Origin of the sequence: Streptomyces sp. NPDC048192 (assembly GCF_043202415.1) — a bacterium.
Taxonomy (GTDB): Bacteria; Actinomycetota; Actinomycetes; order Streptomycetales; family Streptomycetaceae; genus Streptomyces.
This window is the reverse complement of record NZ_JBIDAL010000013.1, coordinates 65,262-83,632: the sequence shown is the minus strand read 5'-3', so window position 1 is coordinate 83,632 and position 18,371 is coordinate 65,262. Positions and strand designations below refer to the sequence as shown.

Sequence of the window (18,371 nt, the reverse complement as noted above, 5' to 3'; positions counted from 1 at the left end):
GGAGGCGGCCTCTGGTGGCGCTTCCCCGGAGCGGCGGGTGGCCGCACGGCCGGAAGCGGACGCCCGAAGGGGTGGTGGACCGACGAGGTCCACCACCCCTCGTCTTTTCTTCTCGACCGCTTTTGATCAGGTCTTATCGCTCTCTTTCGACTCCATGAGGGGCGCGCGGCCGGGTTATCGGTCTGTCGTACGAGGCTTCATACCAGAGCGGGACGCTCCTCGGGTGACTTTGTCAACTGCCCACCGCACATGATGCTCAGGCAACTACTGTGAGTGTCCGTCGCAGCGCGAGGCCGGATCCGCCGGCCTGCGGGCCCGACACCGCGATGACGCCTGCCCGCCTCGCGCACCGCACGAGGAACGGGCCCGACGGACCAGTACGAGGACGCAGATGTCTGACCTGCGAGCACCGGCCGCTGCCGACCGCCGAGAGGGCGGCCGGCACGGGCGGCCGGTGGCCCGGCCCGCTCCCGCACTGCCCGAGACGCCGATACGGCCCCAGCTCATGCGGCTCGCCGTCCTGCCGCCCCTCGCGGTGGCGCTCAGCGCCACCGCCGCCGTCCTCGTCAGCATCCGCTCCGCAGGCGCCCGCACCGGACCCACCCTCTGGTCCGTGCTCGCCGGGGCGGCCACCGTGGCCGTCGCCGGCATCCTCATCGCCGCCGTGGCCGCCGACCGGGCCGCCCGCTCGGTCTCCGACCGCGTCGACGCGCTGCGCCGCACCGCCGCACGCGGCGAGGCCGACCTGCACGCCCTGGTCGACGCGCTGCGCCAGGGCGAGGCCCCGCCCCCGCGCGCACCGCGCCGCCGGCCGCCCGCCGACGCCGACGACTTCGACCTGCTCGCCGCCGACCTGGCCCGTGCGCACGACGGCGCCGTCACCGCCGTCGTGCGCGCGGCCCAGCTCTCCAGCCAGGCGGGCAGCGAGCAGAAGCTGGAGGTGTTCGTCAACCTCGCGCGCCGGCTGCAGTCCCTCGTGCACCGGGAGATCTCCATCCTCGACGAGCTGGAGAACGAGATCGAGGACCCCGACCTGCTCAAGGGCCTCTTCCACGTGGACCACCTGGCCACCCGCATCCGGCGGCACGCCGAGAACCTCGCCGTGCTCGGCGGCGCCGTCTCCCGGCGCCAGTGGAGCAACCCGGTCAGCATGACCGAGGTGCTGCGTTCCGCCATCGCCGAGGTCGAGCAGTACTCCCGGGTCAAGCTGGTGCCCCCCGTCGACGGCGAACTGCGCGGCCACGCCGTCGCCGACGTCATCCATCTGCTCGCCGAACTCATCGAGAACGCCTCGGTGTTCTCCGCCCCGCACACACAAGTGCTGCTCCGCGCGGGCCTGGTCACCTCCGGGCTCGCCGTGGAGGTCGAGGACCGCGGCCTCGGCATGCCCGTCGCGGAGCAGAACCGGATGAACGCCCTGCTCGCCGACCCCGACCAGGTCAACGTCGCCAGCCTGCTGGCCGACGGGCGTATCGGCCTCTACGTCGTCTCCCAGCTCGCCCGGCGGCACGGCATCCACGTCCGGCTCCAGACCAACATCTACGGCGGCGTGCAGGCCGTACTCGTCGTCCCGCAGGCATTGCTGGGTACGGCCGCCAGTCCGAACGGCACGGTCGCCGGGGCGGGCACGGGGACGGTCGCCGGCACGGCCGTACACCAGCCGCAGTCGCCGACGGGCACCGGACACGGGGCGGGGCAGGCGCGCGGGTCCGTGCCGGACTCGCCCTCCGCGCCTGCCACGGGAGCGCGCGCGGCAGAGGCGGCCTCCGCGTACGGCGGCACCGCGACCGGTGCCGGGATCCCGGCGGAGCCGGTGCCGGAGGCCGGGGGAGGAGTCGTGACGGCCTCATGGAGTGAGGCCGGCGGCCAGGCCGGCCCCGCCGGCGGGCAGGCACGGGCGACCGGGCGCCGGCGGCACGCCCAGCCGGGCAGCGCAGGCCACGGCGGCGAGAACGCGGCAGGGCAGCACGGCGAAAGCGGCTCCCCGTGGCCCGGCGAGAGCGGGGCCGGGCACCATGGCGAGAGCGGTGACAGCGGTCGCAGCGGAGGGGGTCTCGCGCCGCTTCCCGTGCGGGGCGCCCGGCAGGACCGGCCCACCCCCGCCGAGGCCCGGCCCGGCATCGGCGCGGAGGACCGGGCGGCGGTCGAGGCGCACGCGGGCATCCTGCCCACGCCCCGCACCGGCACCGTGCGCGGCACCATGGGCAAGCCCCGGCTGCCCCGCCGCCGTGCCCAGGAGCACATCGTCCCCCAGCTGCGCGGCGGCCCCCTGCCCCGCCAGGAGGGCGACACCGTCCCGGGCCACGACCCCGGACTGATGGCGGCGTTCCAGCGCGGGATCGGACTCGCCGAGGCGCAGCAGCACCTGGAGAGCGAGGAGCAGTCCGTCGCCCATCGGGAACCCGGGCACCAGGGATTCGGTCACCCGAACCCCGGCGGTCCGCAGGATCCCGGCTACCCGGACGAGCCCCCCATGCAGTCCGCCCCGCCGGACGCCAACCACACCGCCTTCATGACGGCCCAGCAACTCCAGCCGGTCATGCGGGAATTCACCGACCCATCGCGTGTCCAGCCGGACCACACGGGTCCGGAGCACATGGACCGCACCTCCATATCCCCCGGGCGCCACGACGCGCCCGCCTCCGACGGTGCCCGTGGCGCCGGCCGGCCCGACGGGAGCGCCCCGGCCGGCTGACGCCCGCACCGCATCCACCCCCACCTCCGACCGCGTGCCCCCCATCCCAGCGCTCCCGCAGACCTTCGTACCCCAAGGAGTCGATCCACCATGGCGAGCGATGCGCCGACCACCGCCCACGCCGACCTCGACTGGCTGCTGAGCGGCCTCGTGCAGCGCGTACCGCACACCTCCAGCGCGGTGCTGCTGTCCTGCGACGGGCTGGTGAAGTCCGTGCACGGCCTGGACGTCGACAGCGCCGACCACATGGCGGCCCTGGCATCGGGCCTGTACTCCCTCGGCCGCAGCGCGGGCGTCCGGTTCGGCGACGGCGGGGACGTCCGCCAGGTCGTCGTCGAACTCGACTCGACCCTGCTGTTCGTCACCACCGCCGGCTCCGGCACCTGTCTCGCCGTGCTCGCCGGACGCGAGGCCGACGCCGCCGTGCTCGGCTACGAGATGGCGATGCTCGTCAAGAGCGTCCGGCCGTACCTGGTGACCGCCCCCCGGCAGCACGCCGTCGAACCCACGGCGACGAGGCCTTGAGCGTGGCCGCAGCCGGCGACGGGCCCTGGCTGGACGACGCGGCCGGGCGGCTGGTGCGCCCGTTCACGGTCAGCAACGGACGCACCGAGCCCAGCGTCGCGCTGGACCTGATGTCGCAGGTGATGGCCACCGGCGTCACCCCGCTCGGCTATCTCGGCCCCGAACACGCCCAGGCGCTCGAGCTGTGCCGGGGGCCCGTCTCGGTCGCCGAGATCGCCGCGCATCTGAAACTGCCCGCCGTGGTCACCAAGGTGCTGCTCTCGGACCTCGTCGACTGCGGGGCGCTGACCACCAAACCCCCCGCCTTCCACCACACACCCACTGACCGGTCTCTGCTGGAGGCAGTGCTCGATGGACTACGACGACAGCTCTGACCCGTTCCCGACCGCACTGAAGATCCTGGTGGCGGGCGGGTTCGGGGTCGGCAAGACGACCTTCGTGGGCGCGGTCAGCGAGATCGCGCCGCTCAGCACGGAGGAGCTGCTCACCACGGTCAGCGTCGGCACGGACAGTCTCGACGGCGTCGAGAACAAGATGGAGACGACGGTCGCCATGGACTTCGGCCGGATCACCCTCGATCCGGACCATGTGCTGTACCTGTTCGGCACCCCGGGGCAGGAGCGGTTCTGGTTCATGTGGGACGAGCTGTCGGAGGGCGCGCTCGGCGCGGTGATCCTCGCCGACACCCGCCGCCTGCAGGACTGCTTCGCCGCCGTGGACTTCTTCGAGGAACGCGGACTCGGCTTCATCGTCGCCGTCAACGAGTTCGACGGCGGGTACCGCTACGACACCGAGGAGGTGCGCGCCGCCATCGACCTCGACCCCGAGATCCCCGTCGTCCGCTGCGACGCCCGGATCTCCAGCTCGGGGGTCCAGACCCTGCTCACCCTCGTACGCCATCTGCTCGCCCACGCCCCGGCGCCCGCGCCGAGCCACGGCGCGCACATGTGAAACCGCCCTACCGCCCACGGAGTTCCCCCATGAGGTACGCCCACAGCGACGCAGCCCGGCCAGGAGCAAGGCCATGACCTACGAGCCGCCCCGTCCGGTCCGGGGTCTGCTGCTCACCCCCGAGGACAAGGAGGCCCCCGCCCGCGTCCACCGGCTGCGCCTGCTCGGCCTGGCCGACCGTCCCGACCCGGCGCTGGACGCCTTCGCGGAGCATCTCGCCCGCCTCACCGGCGCTCCGTACGCCATGGTCAACTTCGTCGGCGAGGAGCACCAGTTCTTCGCGGGCCTGTGCGTCCCCGCCGTACCGCCGTTCCTGCGGGAGGACGGCACGCGGCCGGAGTTCGGCCGGGTGCTGTCGCGCCGGCACGGGTTCTGCCCCCATGTCGTGGTGCGCCGCAAGGCACTCGTGCTGGAGGACGTCCGCGACTATCCGCGGTTCGCCGGGAACCCGGTCGTGGACGAGTACGGCATCCACTCCTACCTCGGCGCCCCGCTCATCGACAGCTCCGGCATGGCGCTCGGCACCGTGTGCGCGGCCGGCACCGAACCGCGGGCCTGGGGCCGCTCGGGCCTGGAGACCATCAAGGCGCTCGCCGCCGACCTCGTCGTACGCCTCGAACGGAGCACCGGGGACGGGCTGCCGCTGTGACGCCCCGGCACGCCCGCGCCCGCGGCGCCGGCGGCGTGAAGGAAAGCTGAGGCGGCGGTTAAGAAAAGCTCGATGGACCCGCGAGGCGCGCATACGGCAGATTGCAGGGTGATTCCACCCCTCTGACCCGGTGCGGGCCGTGTACGTCCGCCCGCTGACCCGGGACCTCACCCACAGGAGCCGCACGCGTGAAGGCGCTGGTCAAGGACAAGGCGGAGCCGGGACTCCGGCTGACGGACGTCCCGGAGCCCGAGATCGGTCCGGGTGACGTACTGATCAAGGTCATGCGCACCGGTATCTGCGGCACCGACCTGCACATCCGGGCCTGGGACGGCTGGGCGCAGCAGGCGATCCGCACGCCGCTCGTGCTCGGACACGAGTTCGTCGGGCAGGTCGTCGAGACCGGCCGGGACGTGACCGACATCCGCATCGGGGACCGGGTCAGCGGCGAGGGGCACCTGGTGTGCGGCAAGTGCCGCAACTGCCTGGCCGGGCGCCGCCACCTGTGCCGGGCCACCGTCGGCCTCGGCGTCGGCCGGGACGGCGCGTTCGCCGAGTACGTCGCCCTGCCCGCCACCAACGTGTGGGTCCACCGGGTGCCCGTCGACCTCGACGTCGCCGCCATCTTCGACCCGTTCGGCAACGCCGTGCACACCGCGCTGTCCTTCCCGCTCGTCGGCGAGGACGTGCTGATCACCGGCGCCGGACCGATCGGTCTGATGGCCGCCGCCGTCGCCCGGCACGCCGGCGCGCGCAACGTCGTCATCACCGACGTCAGCGCGGAGCGCCTGGAACTGGCCCGCAAGATCGGCGTGAGCCTCGCCCTGAACGTCGCCGAGACCACCATCGCCGAGGGGCAGCGCGAACTGGGGCTGCGCGAGGGCTTCGACATCGGCCTGGAGATGTCCGGCCGCCCCGAGGCCATGCGGGACATGATCGCCAACATGACGCACGGCGGCCGGATCGCCATGCTGGGTCTGCCCGCGCAGGAGTTTCCGGTCGACTGGGCCCGGATCGTCACCTCGATGATCACCATCAAGGGCATCTACGGCCGCGAGATGTTCGAGACCTGGTACGCGATGTCGGTGCTGCTGGAGGGCGGCCTGGACCTCGCGCCCGTGATCACCGGCCGGTACGGCTACCGCGACTTCGAGGCCGCGTTCGACGACGCGGCGAGCGGCAGGGGCGGCAAGGTCATCCTCGACTGGACCGCGTAACTCCCGTCATCCGCAAGCACCTTCAGGAGAGCACCCCCATGTTCGACACCGTACGCGACGACCTGCGCGCCACCCTCGACGAGATCCGCGCCGCCGGACTGCACAAGCCCGAGCGGGTCATCGGCACCCCGCAGTCCGCGACCGTCGAGGTCACCGCCGGCGGCCGCCCCGGCGAGGTCCTCAACTTCTGCGCCAACAACTACCTGGGCCTCGCCGACCACCCCGAGGTGATCGCCGCCGCCCACGCCGCACTGGACCGCTGGGGCTACGGCATGGCCTCCGTCCGCTTCATCTGCGGCACCCAGGAGGTCCACAAGGAGCTGGAGGCGCGCCTGTCGGCGTTCCTCGGCCAGGAGGACACGATCCTGTACTCCTCCTGCTTCGACGCCAACGGCGGTGTCTTCGAGACGCTGCTCGGCGAGGAGGACGCGGTGATCTCCGACGCCCTCAACCACGCCTCCATCATCGACGGCATCCGCCTGTCCAAGGCCCGCCGCTACCGGTACGCCAACCGGGACCTCGCCGACCTGGAGGCGAAGCTGAAGGAGGCGTCCGACGCCCGGCGCCGGCTGATCGTCACCGACGGCGTCTTCTCCATGGACGGCTATGTGGCGCCGCTGCGCGAGATCTGCGACCTCGCCGACCGCTACGACGCGATGGTCATGGTCGACGACTCGCACGCCGTCGGCTTCGTCGGCCCCACCGGCCGCGGCACCCCCGAGCTCCACGGCGTCATGGACCGAGTCGACATCGTCACCGGCACCCTCGGCAAGGCCCTCGGCGGCGCCTCCGGCGGCTATGTCGCCGCCCGCGCCGAGATCGTCGCCCTGCTGCGCCAGCGGTCCCGGCCGTACCTGTTCTCCAACACCCTCGCCCCGGTGATCGCCGCCGCCTCCCTGAAGGTCCTCGACCTGCTGGAGTCCGCCGACGACCTGCGCGTCCGCCTCGCCGAGAACACCGCCCTCTTCCGCCGCCGGATGACCGAGGAGGGCTTCGACGTCCTGCCCGGCGACCACGCCATCGCGCCGGTGATGATCGGCGACGCGGCCAGGGCGGGCCGCATGGCCGAGCTGCTGCTCGAGCGCGGCGTGTACGTGATCGGCTTCTCCTACCCGGTCGTCCCGCAGGGCCAGGCCCGCATCCGCGTCCAGCTGTCCGCCGCGCACTCCACCGAGGACGTCGACCGCGCGGTCGACGCCTTCGTGGCCGCGCGCGCCGAGCTGGAGGCCTGAGCAGCCCGGACCCCCTGGGATAATTGACCGCATGATCGAGGCACGGCGGCTCCACATCCTCCGTGCGGTGGCCGACCACCGCACGGTCACCGCGGCGGCCGCCGCGCTCTACCTCACCCCCTCGGCCGTCTCCCAGCAGCTGACGGCCCTGGAGCAGGAGACCGGCCACCGGCTGGTCGAGCGCAGCGCCAAGGGCGTACGGCTCACCCCGGCCGGCGAGATCCTGCTCAGCCACACCAACGCCGTCCTCGCCCAGCTGGAGCGGGCCGAGGCCGAGCTGGCCGCCTACGGCTCGGGCGAGGCGGGCACGGTCACCGTGGCCGCCTTCGCCACCGGCATCGCCCAGGTCGTGGCGCCCGCCGTGGCCCGGCTCGCCCACACCGCGCCCGGCATACGGATCCGCGTCCAGGACGCCGAGGGCGACGCGAGCCTGCCCATGGTGCTGGACCGGCAGGTCGACGTGGCCGTCGCCGTGGAGTACCGGGGCGCCCCGCCCGCCGACGACCCCCGGCTCACCCATGTCCCGCTCTACGCCGAGCCGTTCGACGCCGTCGTCCCCGTCGGCCACCGCCTCGCGGACACCGCGGAGGTTCCCCTCGCCGAGCTGGCCAAGGACCCCTGGATCGGCCCGTACCCCGGCAACCCCTGCCACGACGTGGTGGTCCTCGCCTGCGAGACCGCCGGGTTCCAGCCCCGCCTTGAGCACTCCTCCGACGACTTCCGCGCCGTCGTCGCCCTCGCCTCGGCCGACGCGGGCGTGGCCCTCGTACCCCGCTCGGCGCTGAGCGGCATGGACCTCGCCGGCGTCGTCGTACGCCCCGTCGACGGCGTGGCCCCCACCCGCCGCGTCTTCGCCGCCGTACGGCGCGGCGCCGAGGGGCACCCGCTGATCCGCCAAGTCCTGGAGGCGCTGGAACAGGCCGCGCGGGAGGCGTGAGGTCTCCGTAACGCGCTCGTCTCATATCAGGGATACCGTCCCGTAGATGAGAAGCGACGAGGAAGCCCTCGACAGCCGGCTCGGCGCCCGGCTCGCCGAACTGCGCGCCCGGCACGGCTGGTCCCTGGGCGAGCTGGCCGAACGCAGCGGACTGAGCCGGTCGACCCTGTCGCGGGCCGAACGCGCCGAGACCAGCCCCACCGCCGCCCAGCTGAACCGGCTCTGCCAGGTCTACGGGCGCACCATGTCCCAGCTGCTCAGCGAGGTCGAGGCGGCGCCCGCGCCGCTGGTCAGGGCCGCCGACCAGCAGACCTGGCAGGATCCGGGCTCCGGGTTCGTCCGCCGGTCGGTGTCGCCGCCGCACCCCGGACTGCGCGGCGAACTGGTGGAGAGCCGCCTGGCACCGGGCGCCGACATCGCCTACGACCGCCCTCCCGTGGCCGGCCTGGAACAGCACCTGTGGGTGCTCGACGGCGCGCTGGAGGTGACCGACGCCGACCAGGTGCACCACCTGGACACCGGCGACTGCCTGCGGATGCGGGTCTTCGGCCCGACCCGGTTCCGCTGCGCCGGCCCCGTCGAGACCCGCTACGCGCTGGCGGTGGTCCGGCCGTGAGAATCGAACGCTGGAACGGCGCGCGGATACGGCAGCGGGCGGGGGAGCTGGCGGAACTGCTCGCCGACACCGTGGCCGGCGGCGCCTCGGTCGGCTTCCTCGCCCCGCTCGGCCACGAGGAGGCCGCCGCCTGGTGGCGGGAGCGGGCCGAGGCGGCCGCGGCGGGCCGGCTCGCGGTCTGGGCGGCCCTCGACCACACCGAGCGGACGGCCGGCACCGTGAGCCTCGCCCACCCCGGCAAGCCGAACAGCCGCCACCGCGCGGAACTGGTCAAGCTGATGGTGCACCGCTCCGCGCGCGGGCGGGGACTCGGCCGCCGCCTCCTCGCCACCGCCGAGGACGCCGCCGGCATCACCCTGCTCCACCTCGACACCGAGACCGGCAGCCCCGCCGAGCGCCTGTACCGCTCGGCCGGCTGGACCCGGGCCGGTGTCATCCCCGACTACGCGGCGTCCCCCACGGGCGAGCTGCGGCCGACGACGCTGTACTACAAGCGGCTCGGCGGCTGACTGTCAGTGGTGCGGGCTACGGTGCGTGTCATGCCGGACGCAGAAGACGTACGCCGTATCGCCCTGTCCCTGCCGGACACCACGGAGAAGACCGCCTGGAGCATGCCCACGTTCCGGGTGGCCGGGAAGATGTTCGCGACCCTGCCCGAGGACGAGACGTCCATCGCCGTGCGCTGCCCCAAGGAGGAGCGCGACGAACTGGTCCTGGCCGAACCGGAGAAGTTCTGGATCGCCGGCCACGAGGCCCAGTTCGCCTGGGTCAGAGCGAGACTCGCCGCCCTGGACGACGAGGACGAACTACGGGACATCCTCACCGACTCCTGGCGGCAGGCCGCCCCGCCCCGACTCCTGGAGGACCACCCCGAGTTGGGGCTGCCGCCCGGGGAGTGAAAATGCCCCGTGCGCTCGGGCCGGGCGTGGCATGATCCCGCGCGGCGGGGGCCGGGGCACGGCGGCGGGGAGGGAGCATCCGATGACGGGAACGGACGCACGGCACGACATCACCACGCGCGAGGCGCGCGGCGCCGGGTCCGGCGACCGGGCCGTGTGGTCCCGGGACTTCGCCCTGTTCTTCGTCGCCCGTGCCGTCGCCCGCCTCGGCGACACCATGCTGCCCGTGGCCCTCGCCGCAGGCCTGCTGGAACACGGGTACGGCGCGGGCGCGGTCGGCCTCGCCATGGCCTCGACGGCGGCCGCGTTCGCCGGACTCGTCGTCTTCGGCGGGGTCATCGCCGACCGGTTCAGCACCCGCAGGCTGATGATCGGCGCCGATCTCGTCCGGCTCGTCACCCAGTCCCTCGCCGCGGGCCTGTTCTTCGCCGGGCACGTGGTGCTCTGGCAGATCTGCGCGATCGGATTCGTCAACGGCGTGGCGGGCGCGGTGTTCCAGCCGGGCGTGGCCAGTACGGTGCCCCGGCTGGCCGCCGACATCCAGGGCGCGAACGGCGCCATCCGCATCGCCGAGTCCGCCGCCCAGCTGGCCGGCCCGGCCGTCGCCGGTCTGCTCGTCGGTCTCGCCTCGCCCGGCGGGGTGTTCGCCGCGCACGCGGGCACCTACGCGACCAGCGCGCTGTGCCTGCTGCTGCTCCGGCTGCCCCCGCTGCCCGAGGGCGTCCGCGCCGCCACCGGCCGCGGGATGCGGGCCTTCAGGGCCGATCTGGTCCAGGGGTGGCGGGAGTTCCGGGCCCGCACCTGGCTGTGGGGCGTGATCGCCGTCTGGTGTCTCTACATGATCGCCGTCTGGGGTCCGACCGTCCCGCTCGTGGCCACCGAGGTCGTCCAGCGGCACGGCCCCGGCGCCTACGGCCTGGTCAACTCCGCCCTCGGCGCGGGCACCGTCGTCGGCGGCCTGCTGGCCTTGCGGCTGCGGCCCCGCCGCATGCTCCGCGCCGGCGCGCTGTCCCTCTTCGCCTTCTTCGGCTTCCCCGCGGCCGTCGGCGCCGGTCTCGGGGTGCCGGCGATGTCGGCCGGGGCGGCCGTGGCGGGCGCCGGGATGTCGTTCTGGGGCGTGATGTGGGCGACCAGCGTGCAGACCCAGGTCCCGCCCGACGTCCTCAACCGCATCCACGCCTACGACGTGGCCGGCTCCCTCGCCATGATGCCGGCTGGCCAGGCCCTCGCGGGCCCGGCCGCGGGCGCGTTCGGCGCCGGGCACGTGCTGCTGATGTCCGCCGCGGTCAGCGTGGCGGTGGCGGTGGCGCTGCTCGCGGTTCCGGCGATACGGGACCTGGTGCGGGCGGACGCGGGTGCGGGTGCGCCCGCACGGTGAGCGCCGGGTGCGTGTGGGTGCCCTGTGCTGGGTGGGCCCTGCGCTGGTGCCGGCCGGGGGTGGCGTCGCTTGCGCGGCACTGCCCGGGTGCCGCCTGCGCCCACCCGTGCCGCCTGGGGGTCCTCCCAGGCCCTTGAGGCACTGGGGGAGGCACGACTGCCCGCAGGCTGCGGCGCGGAGGCGGATGCGGCGACTGCAACCCCCTAGGGGCGCGGGGCACGGACCCGCAGTCGCGCGCGGCGCTCAATCGGCCCGGTGCGTGGGCGTCGTGAACGCGGCGATCCGCTCGCGCAAGGACTCTGGGTTCAGCCCGTGCGCGGCCACGTGCTCCTCGATCGTGCCGTAGCGGCGCAGCTCGCGGCGGCCCACGCCGAGGCCGAGCACCCGGTGCGGCACATCGGCCAGGGCCTCGCTCACCGCGCGCGTCGACGTGCCCGCGAGATACGGCTCGACCAGGACGACGTCGGTGCCCGCCGCCTCGGTGGCCCGGCGCAGACCGGCCGCGTCGAAGGGCCGTACGGTCGTCGCGTACAGGACGGTCACGTCCAGCCCCTCCGTCGCGGCGAGGACAGCGTCCAGCACCGGGCCCACGGCGACGACGACGCCCCCGCGGCCCTCGCGGACCGCGACCATGTGCTCGCCGTCGACGAGCCGGCCCTGCTGGTTGGCCTGCACGGACAGCCGTACGTAGACCTTGTCGTCGCCCGCGGCGACGGCATGGCGCAGCAGTGTCTCGGCCTCGTCCGGATGCCCCGGCACATGCACGGTCCAGCCGTCCAGCGTGTCGAGGAGCGCCACGTCGCCGGGGGCCATGTGCGTGTAGCCGCCGGCCGGCCAGTCGAAGGAGGCGGCCGCGCTCACCAGCACCGCCCCGGTGCCCTGGTGCCCGAGGTCCAGCTTGACCTGCTCGAACGGCCGCTCCACGAGAAAGCTGGCGAAGGTGTGCACCACGGGCCGCAGCCCGGTCAGCGCCAGCCCCGCCGCCGCGCCGACGAGCAGCTGCTCGCGGATGCCGACGTTGATCACCCGGTCCGGATGCCGGGCCATGGCCTCGTGGAAGGCGTCCTTGCCGATCTCGGCGAGGACCACCGCGACGCGCGGGTCCTCGTCCAGCAGCCGGGAGACGACGGGGGCGAAACGGTCACGCATGGTGTCCATCGGGGTGTGCCTTTCCAGAAGTCGGGATCAGGGAGACGGGACTCAGGCGTTCTTCGGCTCGACGCGGGCCACGACCACGTGCGGGCGCCCGGGATGCGGTGCGGTGAACGCGGCGTACAGCGCCTCGTGATCGCGTCCGTCGACGCTCACCGCCGACCAGCCCGCCGCCTCGAAGCGCGCGGTGATCCCGCCGGGCCGGGCGTGGCTGGCGGAGGAGTTGTCGACCACGACCGTGTGCAGCCGCTCCAGCCCGGCGGGCCCGGCGAAGGCGATCGCCTCGTGGTTGCTGCCCTCGTCCAGCTCGGCGTCCCCGATCAGCACCCAGACCGCCGGCTCGTGCAGTCCCTGTGCCCGCAGCCCCAGCGCGCTGCCCACCGCGATCGGCAGCCCGTGCCCGAGCGAGCCGCTGCCGATCTCGGCGCCGGGCACCAGCACCCGGTCCGGGTGGTGTCCGAGCGGGGAGTCGTACGAGCCGAAGCCGGGCAGCCAGTCCACCGGCACGAAGCCCTTCGCGGCCAGCACCGCGTAGTACGCCATCGGCCCGTGCCCCTTGCTCAGCAGGAACCGGTCCCGGGCCGGATCGTCCTGCCGCTCCGGCGTCACCCGGAGCACCCGGTCGTAGAGCACCCACAGCACGTCGAGGGTGGAGGTGGCCGCCGGCCCGTGCTTCTCGTCGCCGGTCATCAGGCTCATCAGGCCGGGCAGGTCGTCGTAGCCGTAGGCCCGGCTCGTGTTCGCTGCGATCTTCATGTCACGAGCGTGCAACCTCAACCAAACTTGAGGTCAAGCGGGCCGAGCGGGAAAGTGACGCGCGACCACCAAGCCGAGTGCGGTATTGTTTCCCTGCGCGTTTCGACCGGGGAAACCCCAGGTCAAACGGCGCCGGGACGTGGCGCAGCTTGGTAGCGCACTTGACTGGGGGTCAAGGGGTCGCAGGTTCAAATCCTGTCGTCCCGACTTTGCGAAGTCGCAGGTCAGAGGCCATTTCAGAGAGATCTGGAGTGGCCTTTTGATCATTTTCGGGAACCTGTTGGGGACCAGTCCGCTTGAACACGGCCAAAGCCCACCTTGACTCAGTCAGGGTGGGCCATGCAGCCCTGCGCGACAGGGCAAAGGTGCGTGTGTGCTTCCCGCCCTGTCACTGACGCCGGTCGGTCGGCTCGTCGCTATTGGGCGGGCCGCAGGGCGCCCCAGCGCTGGACGCCTGATCGGAGGCTGACGGCTTGGTGGCCGTGGAGTCGATAGACCATTTCGTCGGGACAACGGTCCAGGCGGGCCCGCCGCCAGGCAGCGTCATAGGACAGGGGCGTTGTGCTGCGTCGTTGGACGAATACGGCTCGGACGCTGGTGAGAGGGGCAAGCTCGTCGGACCCGGGTATGTCCAAGTCGCTGTATCCTACGCCCGCACCCTCCGCAGCCGTCGCGTGCTTGTCATGGCAGTAGCCAGGCTGCTCGCAGCGGCCAAGGAGTGTTGCCCACCGCAGGGCACGAGAAGAGCTTGGTCCAACACTCCTCGGCCATCTGAAGACGATGGTCATGGGCGGGGGAATGTCATTGGGCGTCACGCCTGCGGTGACCACGACGAAGTGCGCTCATGTCTGTGGCCGAGCGGGCCGGCCACTTCGTGAGGCTGGTTGGGACTGATCGGCCATGACGCTCGTTTGACGCTCTGGGTTTCGGAGGGCTCGCCCGGTGGGCCGAGAAACGAGGTCTGCCCTGTAGTTTCTCCGCACTGGGCCGACCAGGCATGATTCCTATGACTCATCATGTGGCGTGCGTTGCCACCCCGGCCGGAACGGGGACCGTGCTGCCGGGCTGTGGCTCAGGCGTCGATGATGACGGGGATGATGAGGGGCTTGCGGCGGTGGGTGCGGAACGCCCAGTTCGCCACGGCGCGGGCGAGGAGCTGTTCGAGTTGGCGCGCGTCCCCGACGCCTTCCTCGGCCGCGGTGGCCAGGGTCTTCTCGATGACGGGGATGACCGGCTCGAAGGTGGCGTCGTCGTGCACGAAGCCGCGGGCCAGGAAGTCGGGGGCCTCGGCGAGGGCGCCGGTGTCCGCGTCGACGATCGCCACCACCGTGACCACGCCTTCGGCGGCGAGGGTGAGGCGGTCCTTGAGCGACGCTTCGGTGGCGCCGCCGACTTCCATGCCGTCCACGTAGACGTTGCCGGCGGGGACCTTGCCGGTGATGGACGCGCGCCCGTCGACCAGGTCGATGACGACGCCGTCCTCGGCGATGACGACCCGTTCGGGGTCGACACCGGTACGGATGGCGAGGTCGGCGTTGGCCCTCAGGTGGCGCCATTCGCCGTGCACGGGCATGACGTTGCGAGGTTTGACGATGTTGTAGCAGTAGACGAGTTCGCCGGCGCTGGCGTGCCCGGAGACGTGCACCTTGGCGTTGCCCTTGTGGACCACGTGGGCGCCCCACCGGGTGAGTCCGTTGATCACCCGGTAGATGGCGTTCTCGTTGCCGGGGATGAGGGAGCTGGCGAGCAGGACGGTGTCGTCCTTGCCGATGCGGATCATGTGGTCGCGGTTGGCCATGCGTGACAGCGCGGCCATGGGTTCGCCCTGGGAGCCGGTGCACACCAGAGTGATCTTGTGGTCCGGGAGCTTCTCCAGCTCTTTCGTACTCACGACCAGACCGGAGGGGACCTTCAGATAGCCCAGGTCACGGGCGATGCCCATGTTGCGGACCATCGACCGGCCGACGAAGGCGACCTTGCGGCCGTGCTGGTGGGCGGCGTCCAGGATCTGCTGGATGCGGTGCACGTGGCTGGCGAAGCTGGAGACGATGACCCGGCGCGGCGCGGTGCGCATCACCTGCTCGATCGCCGGGTTCAGCTCTCGCTCGGAGGTGGTGAAGCCGGGTACTTCGGCGTTGGTGGAGTCGGTGAGGAACAGGTCCACGCCCTCCTCGCCGAGGCGGGCGAAGGCGCGCAGATCGGTGATGCGGTCGTCGAGGGGGAACTGGTCCATCTTGAAGTCGCCGGTGTGCAGCACCATTCCGGCCCGGGTGCGGATCGCGACCGCGAGGCTGGCGGGGATGGAGTGGTTGACCGCCACGAACTCGCAGTCGAAGGGCCCGAAGCCGCGCCGGTCGCCCTCCCGCACCCGCACCGTGCGCGGCCGGATGCCGTGTTCCTTGAGCTTGGCCTCCAGGAACGCCAACGTCAGCTTGGAACCGACGACCGGGATGTCGGACCGCTCGCGCAGCAGGTACGGCACGCCGCCGATGTGGTCCTCGTGGCCGTGGGTGAGGACCACGGCCACGACGTCGTCCAGCCGGTCCCGGATCGAGGTGAAGTCCGGCAGGATCACGTCCACCCCGGGCTGAGTTTCCTCGGGAAACAGCACGCCGCAGTCGACGATGAGCAGCTTGCCCGCGTGCTCGAAGACGGTCATGTTGCGGCCGATCTCACCCAGGCCGCCCAGGGCGATGACCCGCAGCCCTCCTTCGGGAAGGGGCGGCGCGGCTTTCAGCTCGGGGTGTGGATGACTCATACCCTGACGGTACCCGGTGAGCGGGACAGGGTGATCCATTGCCTGTGTGATCTCGTCTTTCCGACGGAGCAGGGCACCCGCAGTGGGTGCCTCGGCACCGATCGGAGCATGCCGGCGGCCGGAACAGGGAGTGGTGAAAGCGGCGCCACCTTCCCTGGCCGAACCATTCGGCAGCGCTGGAGACGATCTCGTGCGCCCTGGCGTGTTTTCCGGCGTTCGCTGGCTCCCGGTGGGCCGCGGCACTGGTCCACTCGGAGTAGTCGAGACGCGGGTGCCGTCGGCGCTCAGGAGCAAGTGGGCTGGGAGGGCCCCCGAGGCAGCTTCCTTCGCCGGCAGACAGATGGCGGTGCCCCCGAAGCGCCGCTGCCGGCGGGCGGCCGTTTCGGCGGCAGTGACGTGGCAGATCGGGGCCTGCGACGAGCGGTTCCCGGAAGCGGTGCGGGAACGCCTGCCCGAGCAGCCGACCCGCCGAACGAAGGTACTCCCCAGTGCGAAATACTCTCCCGATGAGTTCACGGACTTCCCCGGTCAGCCAGTCGATCACGATACGGAGGGCCGTCGCGCGGGATGCGAAACGGCTTACGCGGCTCGTGCGTGGTTCAGGCGCCTACGAGGGCAAGTACGCAGCCGCAGTCGCGGGCTACCGGGTCGGTCCTGATTACATCGAAGCCCACCGCGCCTTTGTGGCCGTCGGCGCCGGCGAGCACGGGGGGCGGGTCCTCGGGTTCTACTCGCTCGTCCTCGCTCCACCCGAGCTCGACCTGCTGTTCGTCGCCGACGACGTGCAAGGGCGGGGTATTGGACGGCTACTCGTCGCGCACATGCAGTCCGAGGCCCGTGCCGCCGGGATCGACCGTCTCAAGGTCGTGTCGCACCTTCCCGCCGAGGGCTTCTACCACCGTGTCGGTGCGGTGCGGACCGGAACCGCGTTCGCGAACCCGCCCGCCGTGCCGTGGGACCGTCCCGAATTCGAGTTTCGCATTCCTTCGGGATGACGCGGTGTGCCGGTTGGCGGGGCACCGGCTTCGCCTGCATGGTGGCCGGCTTGCAGAACCGTTCGACGCCGCGCGCTCCGTGTGTGCCGTCTCCTCTGCCCTGGCGTGGCGATCGCCTGCGTCGGCGGCCTGCCCCCTCCCGGTGAATTCCTCACCCCCGGCACTCCCAGAGCCATCGCAATCGGCACGCGTTCCCAGCCCATTTGCCGGGCCATGGTGCTGGTGAACCGTCTTCCGAGCGACTGGAGCCGGTGGGTGAACCTGTGTCTTCAGCGGATACCCCGAAGCTGTCCAAGAGGTGACAGCGTGCTGGGGGAGGTTTGCGGCCATTGGGGAAAACGGGTTGGTCGGCCCCCTGTCGAGCGTTCGTCGGGCAGTCGGCAGGAGCGTCGCCTCAATCGTCGGCGGCGACCGTCAGGCCAACGCCCCCCTGCACCGGATCGTGCTGGCAGGAGATCGTTCTGGGTCCGGCAGATCCGGGGGCGGAGAACCCGGACGTTTGCCGGCCCCGGGTAGCCAGAGAGGGCGGCTGGCGTCCTCGAGCCTCGTCCCCATCTTGGTCGTGGGGACCAGTTGGGGACCACACGGCCTGCGCGATGTCCAACGGCACAGGTCTCAGGGCACGCAAAGTGCCGCCGGGAATTCGTCTTGTAGGCGTAGATAATCCAGGTGCACCACACTTCTGGGAGTCAAGGGGTCGCAGGTTCAAATCCTGTCGTCCAGACCGGCTCCACAGCGGTCGGAGGCCGTCTTCTCACAAGCGAGAAGACGGCCTTTTCGGTATTCGCGGCCGGCTCAGAGGGCGGGCTCGGTGTCCCGCCGCGACATCGCCAGGAACGCCACGAACCCGACGATCGCCACCGTCCAGGACAGGGTCACCGGGCCCAGACCCCAGCCGAGGCCGCCGCGCCCGCCCGGCAGGGCCATCCAGTCGGCCAGGGACGCGCCGAGCGGACGCGTGACGACGTACGCCGTCCAGAACGCGGTCACCGCGCCCAGCAGGCCGGCGCGGTGCGTGACGGCCGGGACGCAGATCGCCACGGCGAACAGGACGACCGAGCCCAGGTAGCCGAGGCCGATCGTCGCGGTGAGGTCGCCCGCGGCGGTGCCCAGCGCGAACGTGGCGAGGACGGCCGCCCAGTAGAAGCACTCCCGGCGCCGGGTGCGGATGGAGTGGATGGACAGGGTGCGCTCGGTGGCGTACCAGAGGGCGAAGACGGCGGCCAGGGCGATCAGGAACAGCGGGGTGGACAGGGTGTACGGGACGCCGAGGCCCACGTGCAGCACGTCAGCGGCCATCGTGCCGAAGACGCTGACCATGACGATCGCCGTCCAGTAGATCCAGGCCACGTACCGGCGTACCGCGAACTGGAGCACGAGCGACGCCGCGAACGCGAGGCCGCCGAGGCCGACCGCGGGGATCGGGCCCAGCAGATGGGCGAGGAAGTCGGAGGCGGTCTCGCCCATGCCGGTGGTGAGGACCTTGATGATCCAGAAGTAGACGGTGACCTCCGGCACCTTGTTCGCGCTCTCGCGTATGCGCGCGCGTGCGCGGCCGCTCGGCCGGTGATCGAGGACGTGCTCTGTGCTCATGGCCCGCACCCTCGCACG

At 72.2% G+C, this 18,371-nt stretch carries 17 protein-coding genes and 1 tRNA gene; 14 read left to right on the top strand and 4 right to left on the bottom strand.

The window, feature by feature from the left end:
• Positions 1 to 391 precede the first annotated feature (391 nt).
• The 12 genes from ACGFZN_RS27160 to ACGFZN_RS27105 all read left to right on the top strand — a co-directional run bounded on the left by ACGFZN_RS27160 (position 392) and on the right by ACGFZN_RS27105 (position 11,099).
• Complete coding sequence (locus ACGFZN_RS27160) at positions 392 to 2,695, top strand: sensor histidine kinase (RefSeq protein WP_393861106.1); 2,304 nt, start codon at positions 392 to 394, stop codon at positions 2,693 to 2,695.
• Between the two features lie 90 nt (positions 2,696 to 2,785).
• The gene (locus ACGFZN_RS27155; protein WP_393861105.1) at positions 2,786 to 3,220 is read left to right on the top strand and encodes a roadblock/LC7 domain-containing protein; all 435 of its coding nucleotides are present in this window, start codon (positions 2,786 to 2,788) and stop codon (positions 3,218 to 3,220) included.
• Between the two features lie 2 nt (positions 3,221 to 3,222).
• Positions 3,223 to 3,594, top strand: a complete 372-nt coding sequence (locus tag ACGFZN_RS27150; protein ID WP_393861104.1) for a DUF742 domain-containing protein — start codon at positions 3,223 to 3,225, stop codon at positions 3,592 to 3,594.
• Positions 3,572 to 4,171, top strand: coding sequence for an ATP/GTP-binding protein (locus ACGFZN_RS27145; RefSeq protein WP_330336652.1), 600 nt, complete (start codon positions 3,572 to 3,574; stop codon positions 4,169 to 4,171). Before ACGFZN_RS27150 ends, ACGFZN_RS27145 begins: the two co-directional genes overlap by 23 nt.
• Positions 4,172 to 4,244: 73 nt before the next feature.
• Positions 4,245 to 4,820 (top strand): GAF domain-containing protein, encoded by a 576-nt coding sequence (locus tag ACGFZN_RS27140; RefSeq protein ID WP_393861103.1) that lies wholly within the window; start codon positions 4,245 to 4,247, stop codon positions 4,818 to 4,820.
• A gap of 188 nt (positions 4,821 to 5,008) precedes the next feature.
• Complete coding sequence (gene tdh / locus ACGFZN_RS27135; protein ID WP_393861102.1) at positions 5,009 to 6,037, top strand: L-threonine 3-dehydrogenase; 1,029 nt, start codon at positions 5,009 to 5,011, stop codon at positions 6,035 to 6,037.
• 38 nt (positions 6,038 to 6,075) lie between these two features.
• A complete protein-coding gene (locus ACGFZN_RS27130) occupies positions 6,076 to 7,269 on the top strand; it encodes a glycine C-acetyltransferase (RefSeq protein ID WP_393861101.1) in 1,194 nt (397 codons plus the stop codon).
• A 31-nt stretch (positions 7,270 to 7,300) separates the two neighbouring features.
• The gene (locus ACGFZN_RS27125; RefSeq protein WP_393861100.1) at positions 7,301 to 8,206 is read left to right on the top strand and encodes a LysR family transcriptional regulator; all 906 of its coding nucleotides are present in this window, start codon (positions 7,301 to 7,303) and stop codon (positions 8,204 to 8,206) included.
• A 46-nt stretch (positions 8,207 to 8,252) separates the two neighbouring features.
• On the top strand, positions 8,253 to 8,822 hold the full coding sequence (locus tag ACGFZN_RS27120) for a helix-turn-helix domain-containing protein (RefSeq protein ID WP_393861099.1): 570 nt from the start codon (positions 8,253 to 8,255) through the stop codon (positions 8,820 to 8,822).
• Between the two features lie 2 nt (positions 8,823 to 8,824).
• A complete protein-coding gene (locus ACGFZN_RS27115; protein WP_393861252.1) occupies positions 8,825 to 9,331 on the top strand; it encodes a GNAT family N-acetyltransferase in 507 nt (168 codons plus the stop codon).
• 30 nt (positions 9,332 to 9,361) lie between these two features.
• Positions 9,362 to 9,721, top strand: a complete 360-nt coding sequence (locus ACGFZN_RS27110; protein WP_393861098.1) for an MmcQ/YjbR family DNA-binding protein — start codon at positions 9,362 to 9,364, stop codon at positions 9,719 to 9,721.
• 82 nt (positions 9,722 to 9,803) lie between these two features.
• On the top strand, positions 9,804 to 11,099 hold the full coding sequence (locus ACGFZN_RS27105; RefSeq protein ID WP_393861097.1) for an MFS transporter: 1,296 nt from the start codon (positions 9,804 to 9,806) through the stop codon (positions 11,097 to 11,099).
• A gap of 243 nt (positions 11,100 to 11,342) precedes the next feature.
• Here ACGFZN_RS27105 and ACGFZN_RS27100 read toward each other — a convergent pair whose 3' ends face one another.
• Both ACGFZN_RS27100 and ACGFZN_RS27095 read right to left on the bottom strand, forming a co-directional pair.
• The gene (locus ACGFZN_RS27100) at positions 11,343 to 12,257 is read right to left on the bottom strand and encodes a transketolase family protein (RefSeq protein WP_393861096.1); all 915 of its coding nucleotides are present in this window, start codon (positions 12,255 to 12,257) and stop codon (positions 11,343 to 11,345) included.
• Positions 12,258 to 12,299: 42 nt separating this feature from the next.
• Positions 12,300 to 13,007 (bottom strand): transketolase, encoded by a 708-nt coding sequence (locus ACGFZN_RS27095; RefSeq protein WP_393861095.1) that lies wholly within the window; start codon positions 13,005 to 13,007, stop codon positions 12,300 to 12,302.
• Between the two features lie 133 nt (positions 13,008 to 13,140).
• On the opposite strand from ACGFZN_RS27095, the gene ACGFZN_RS27090 reads away from it, so the two are divergent.
• Positions 13,141 to 13,214 (top strand) — tRNA-Pro (locus tag ACGFZN_RS27090).
• Between the two features lie 865 nt (positions 13,215 to 14,079).
• On the opposite strand, the gene ACGFZN_RS27085 is transcribed toward ACGFZN_RS27090, so the two are convergent.
• Positions 14,080 to 15,765, bottom strand: coding sequence for a ribonuclease J (locus tag ACGFZN_RS27085; RefSeq protein WP_393861094.1), 1,686 nt, complete (start codon positions 15,763 to 15,765; stop codon positions 14,080 to 14,082).
• A gap of 506 nt (positions 15,766 to 16,271) precedes the next feature.
• Here ACGFZN_RS27085 and ACGFZN_RS27080 point away from each other — a divergent pair.
• On the top strand, positions 16,272 to 16,760 hold the full coding sequence (locus tag ACGFZN_RS27080; RefSeq protein ID WP_393861093.1) for a GNAT family N-acetyltransferase: 489 nt from the start codon (positions 16,272 to 16,274) through the stop codon (positions 16,758 to 16,760).
• Positions 16,761 to 17,555: 795 nt separating this feature from the next.
• Here the strand turns inward: ACGFZN_RS27080 and ACGFZN_RS27075 are convergent.
• Positions 17,556 to 18,353 carry a hypothetical protein gene (locus tag ACGFZN_RS27075; RefSeq protein ID WP_393861092.1) on the bottom strand — a complete coding sequence of 266 codons (798 nt, stop codon included), beginning with the start codon at positions 18,351 to 18,353 and terminating at the stop codon, positions 17,556 to 17,558.
• Positions 18,354 to 18,371: the final 18 nt, after the last annotated feature.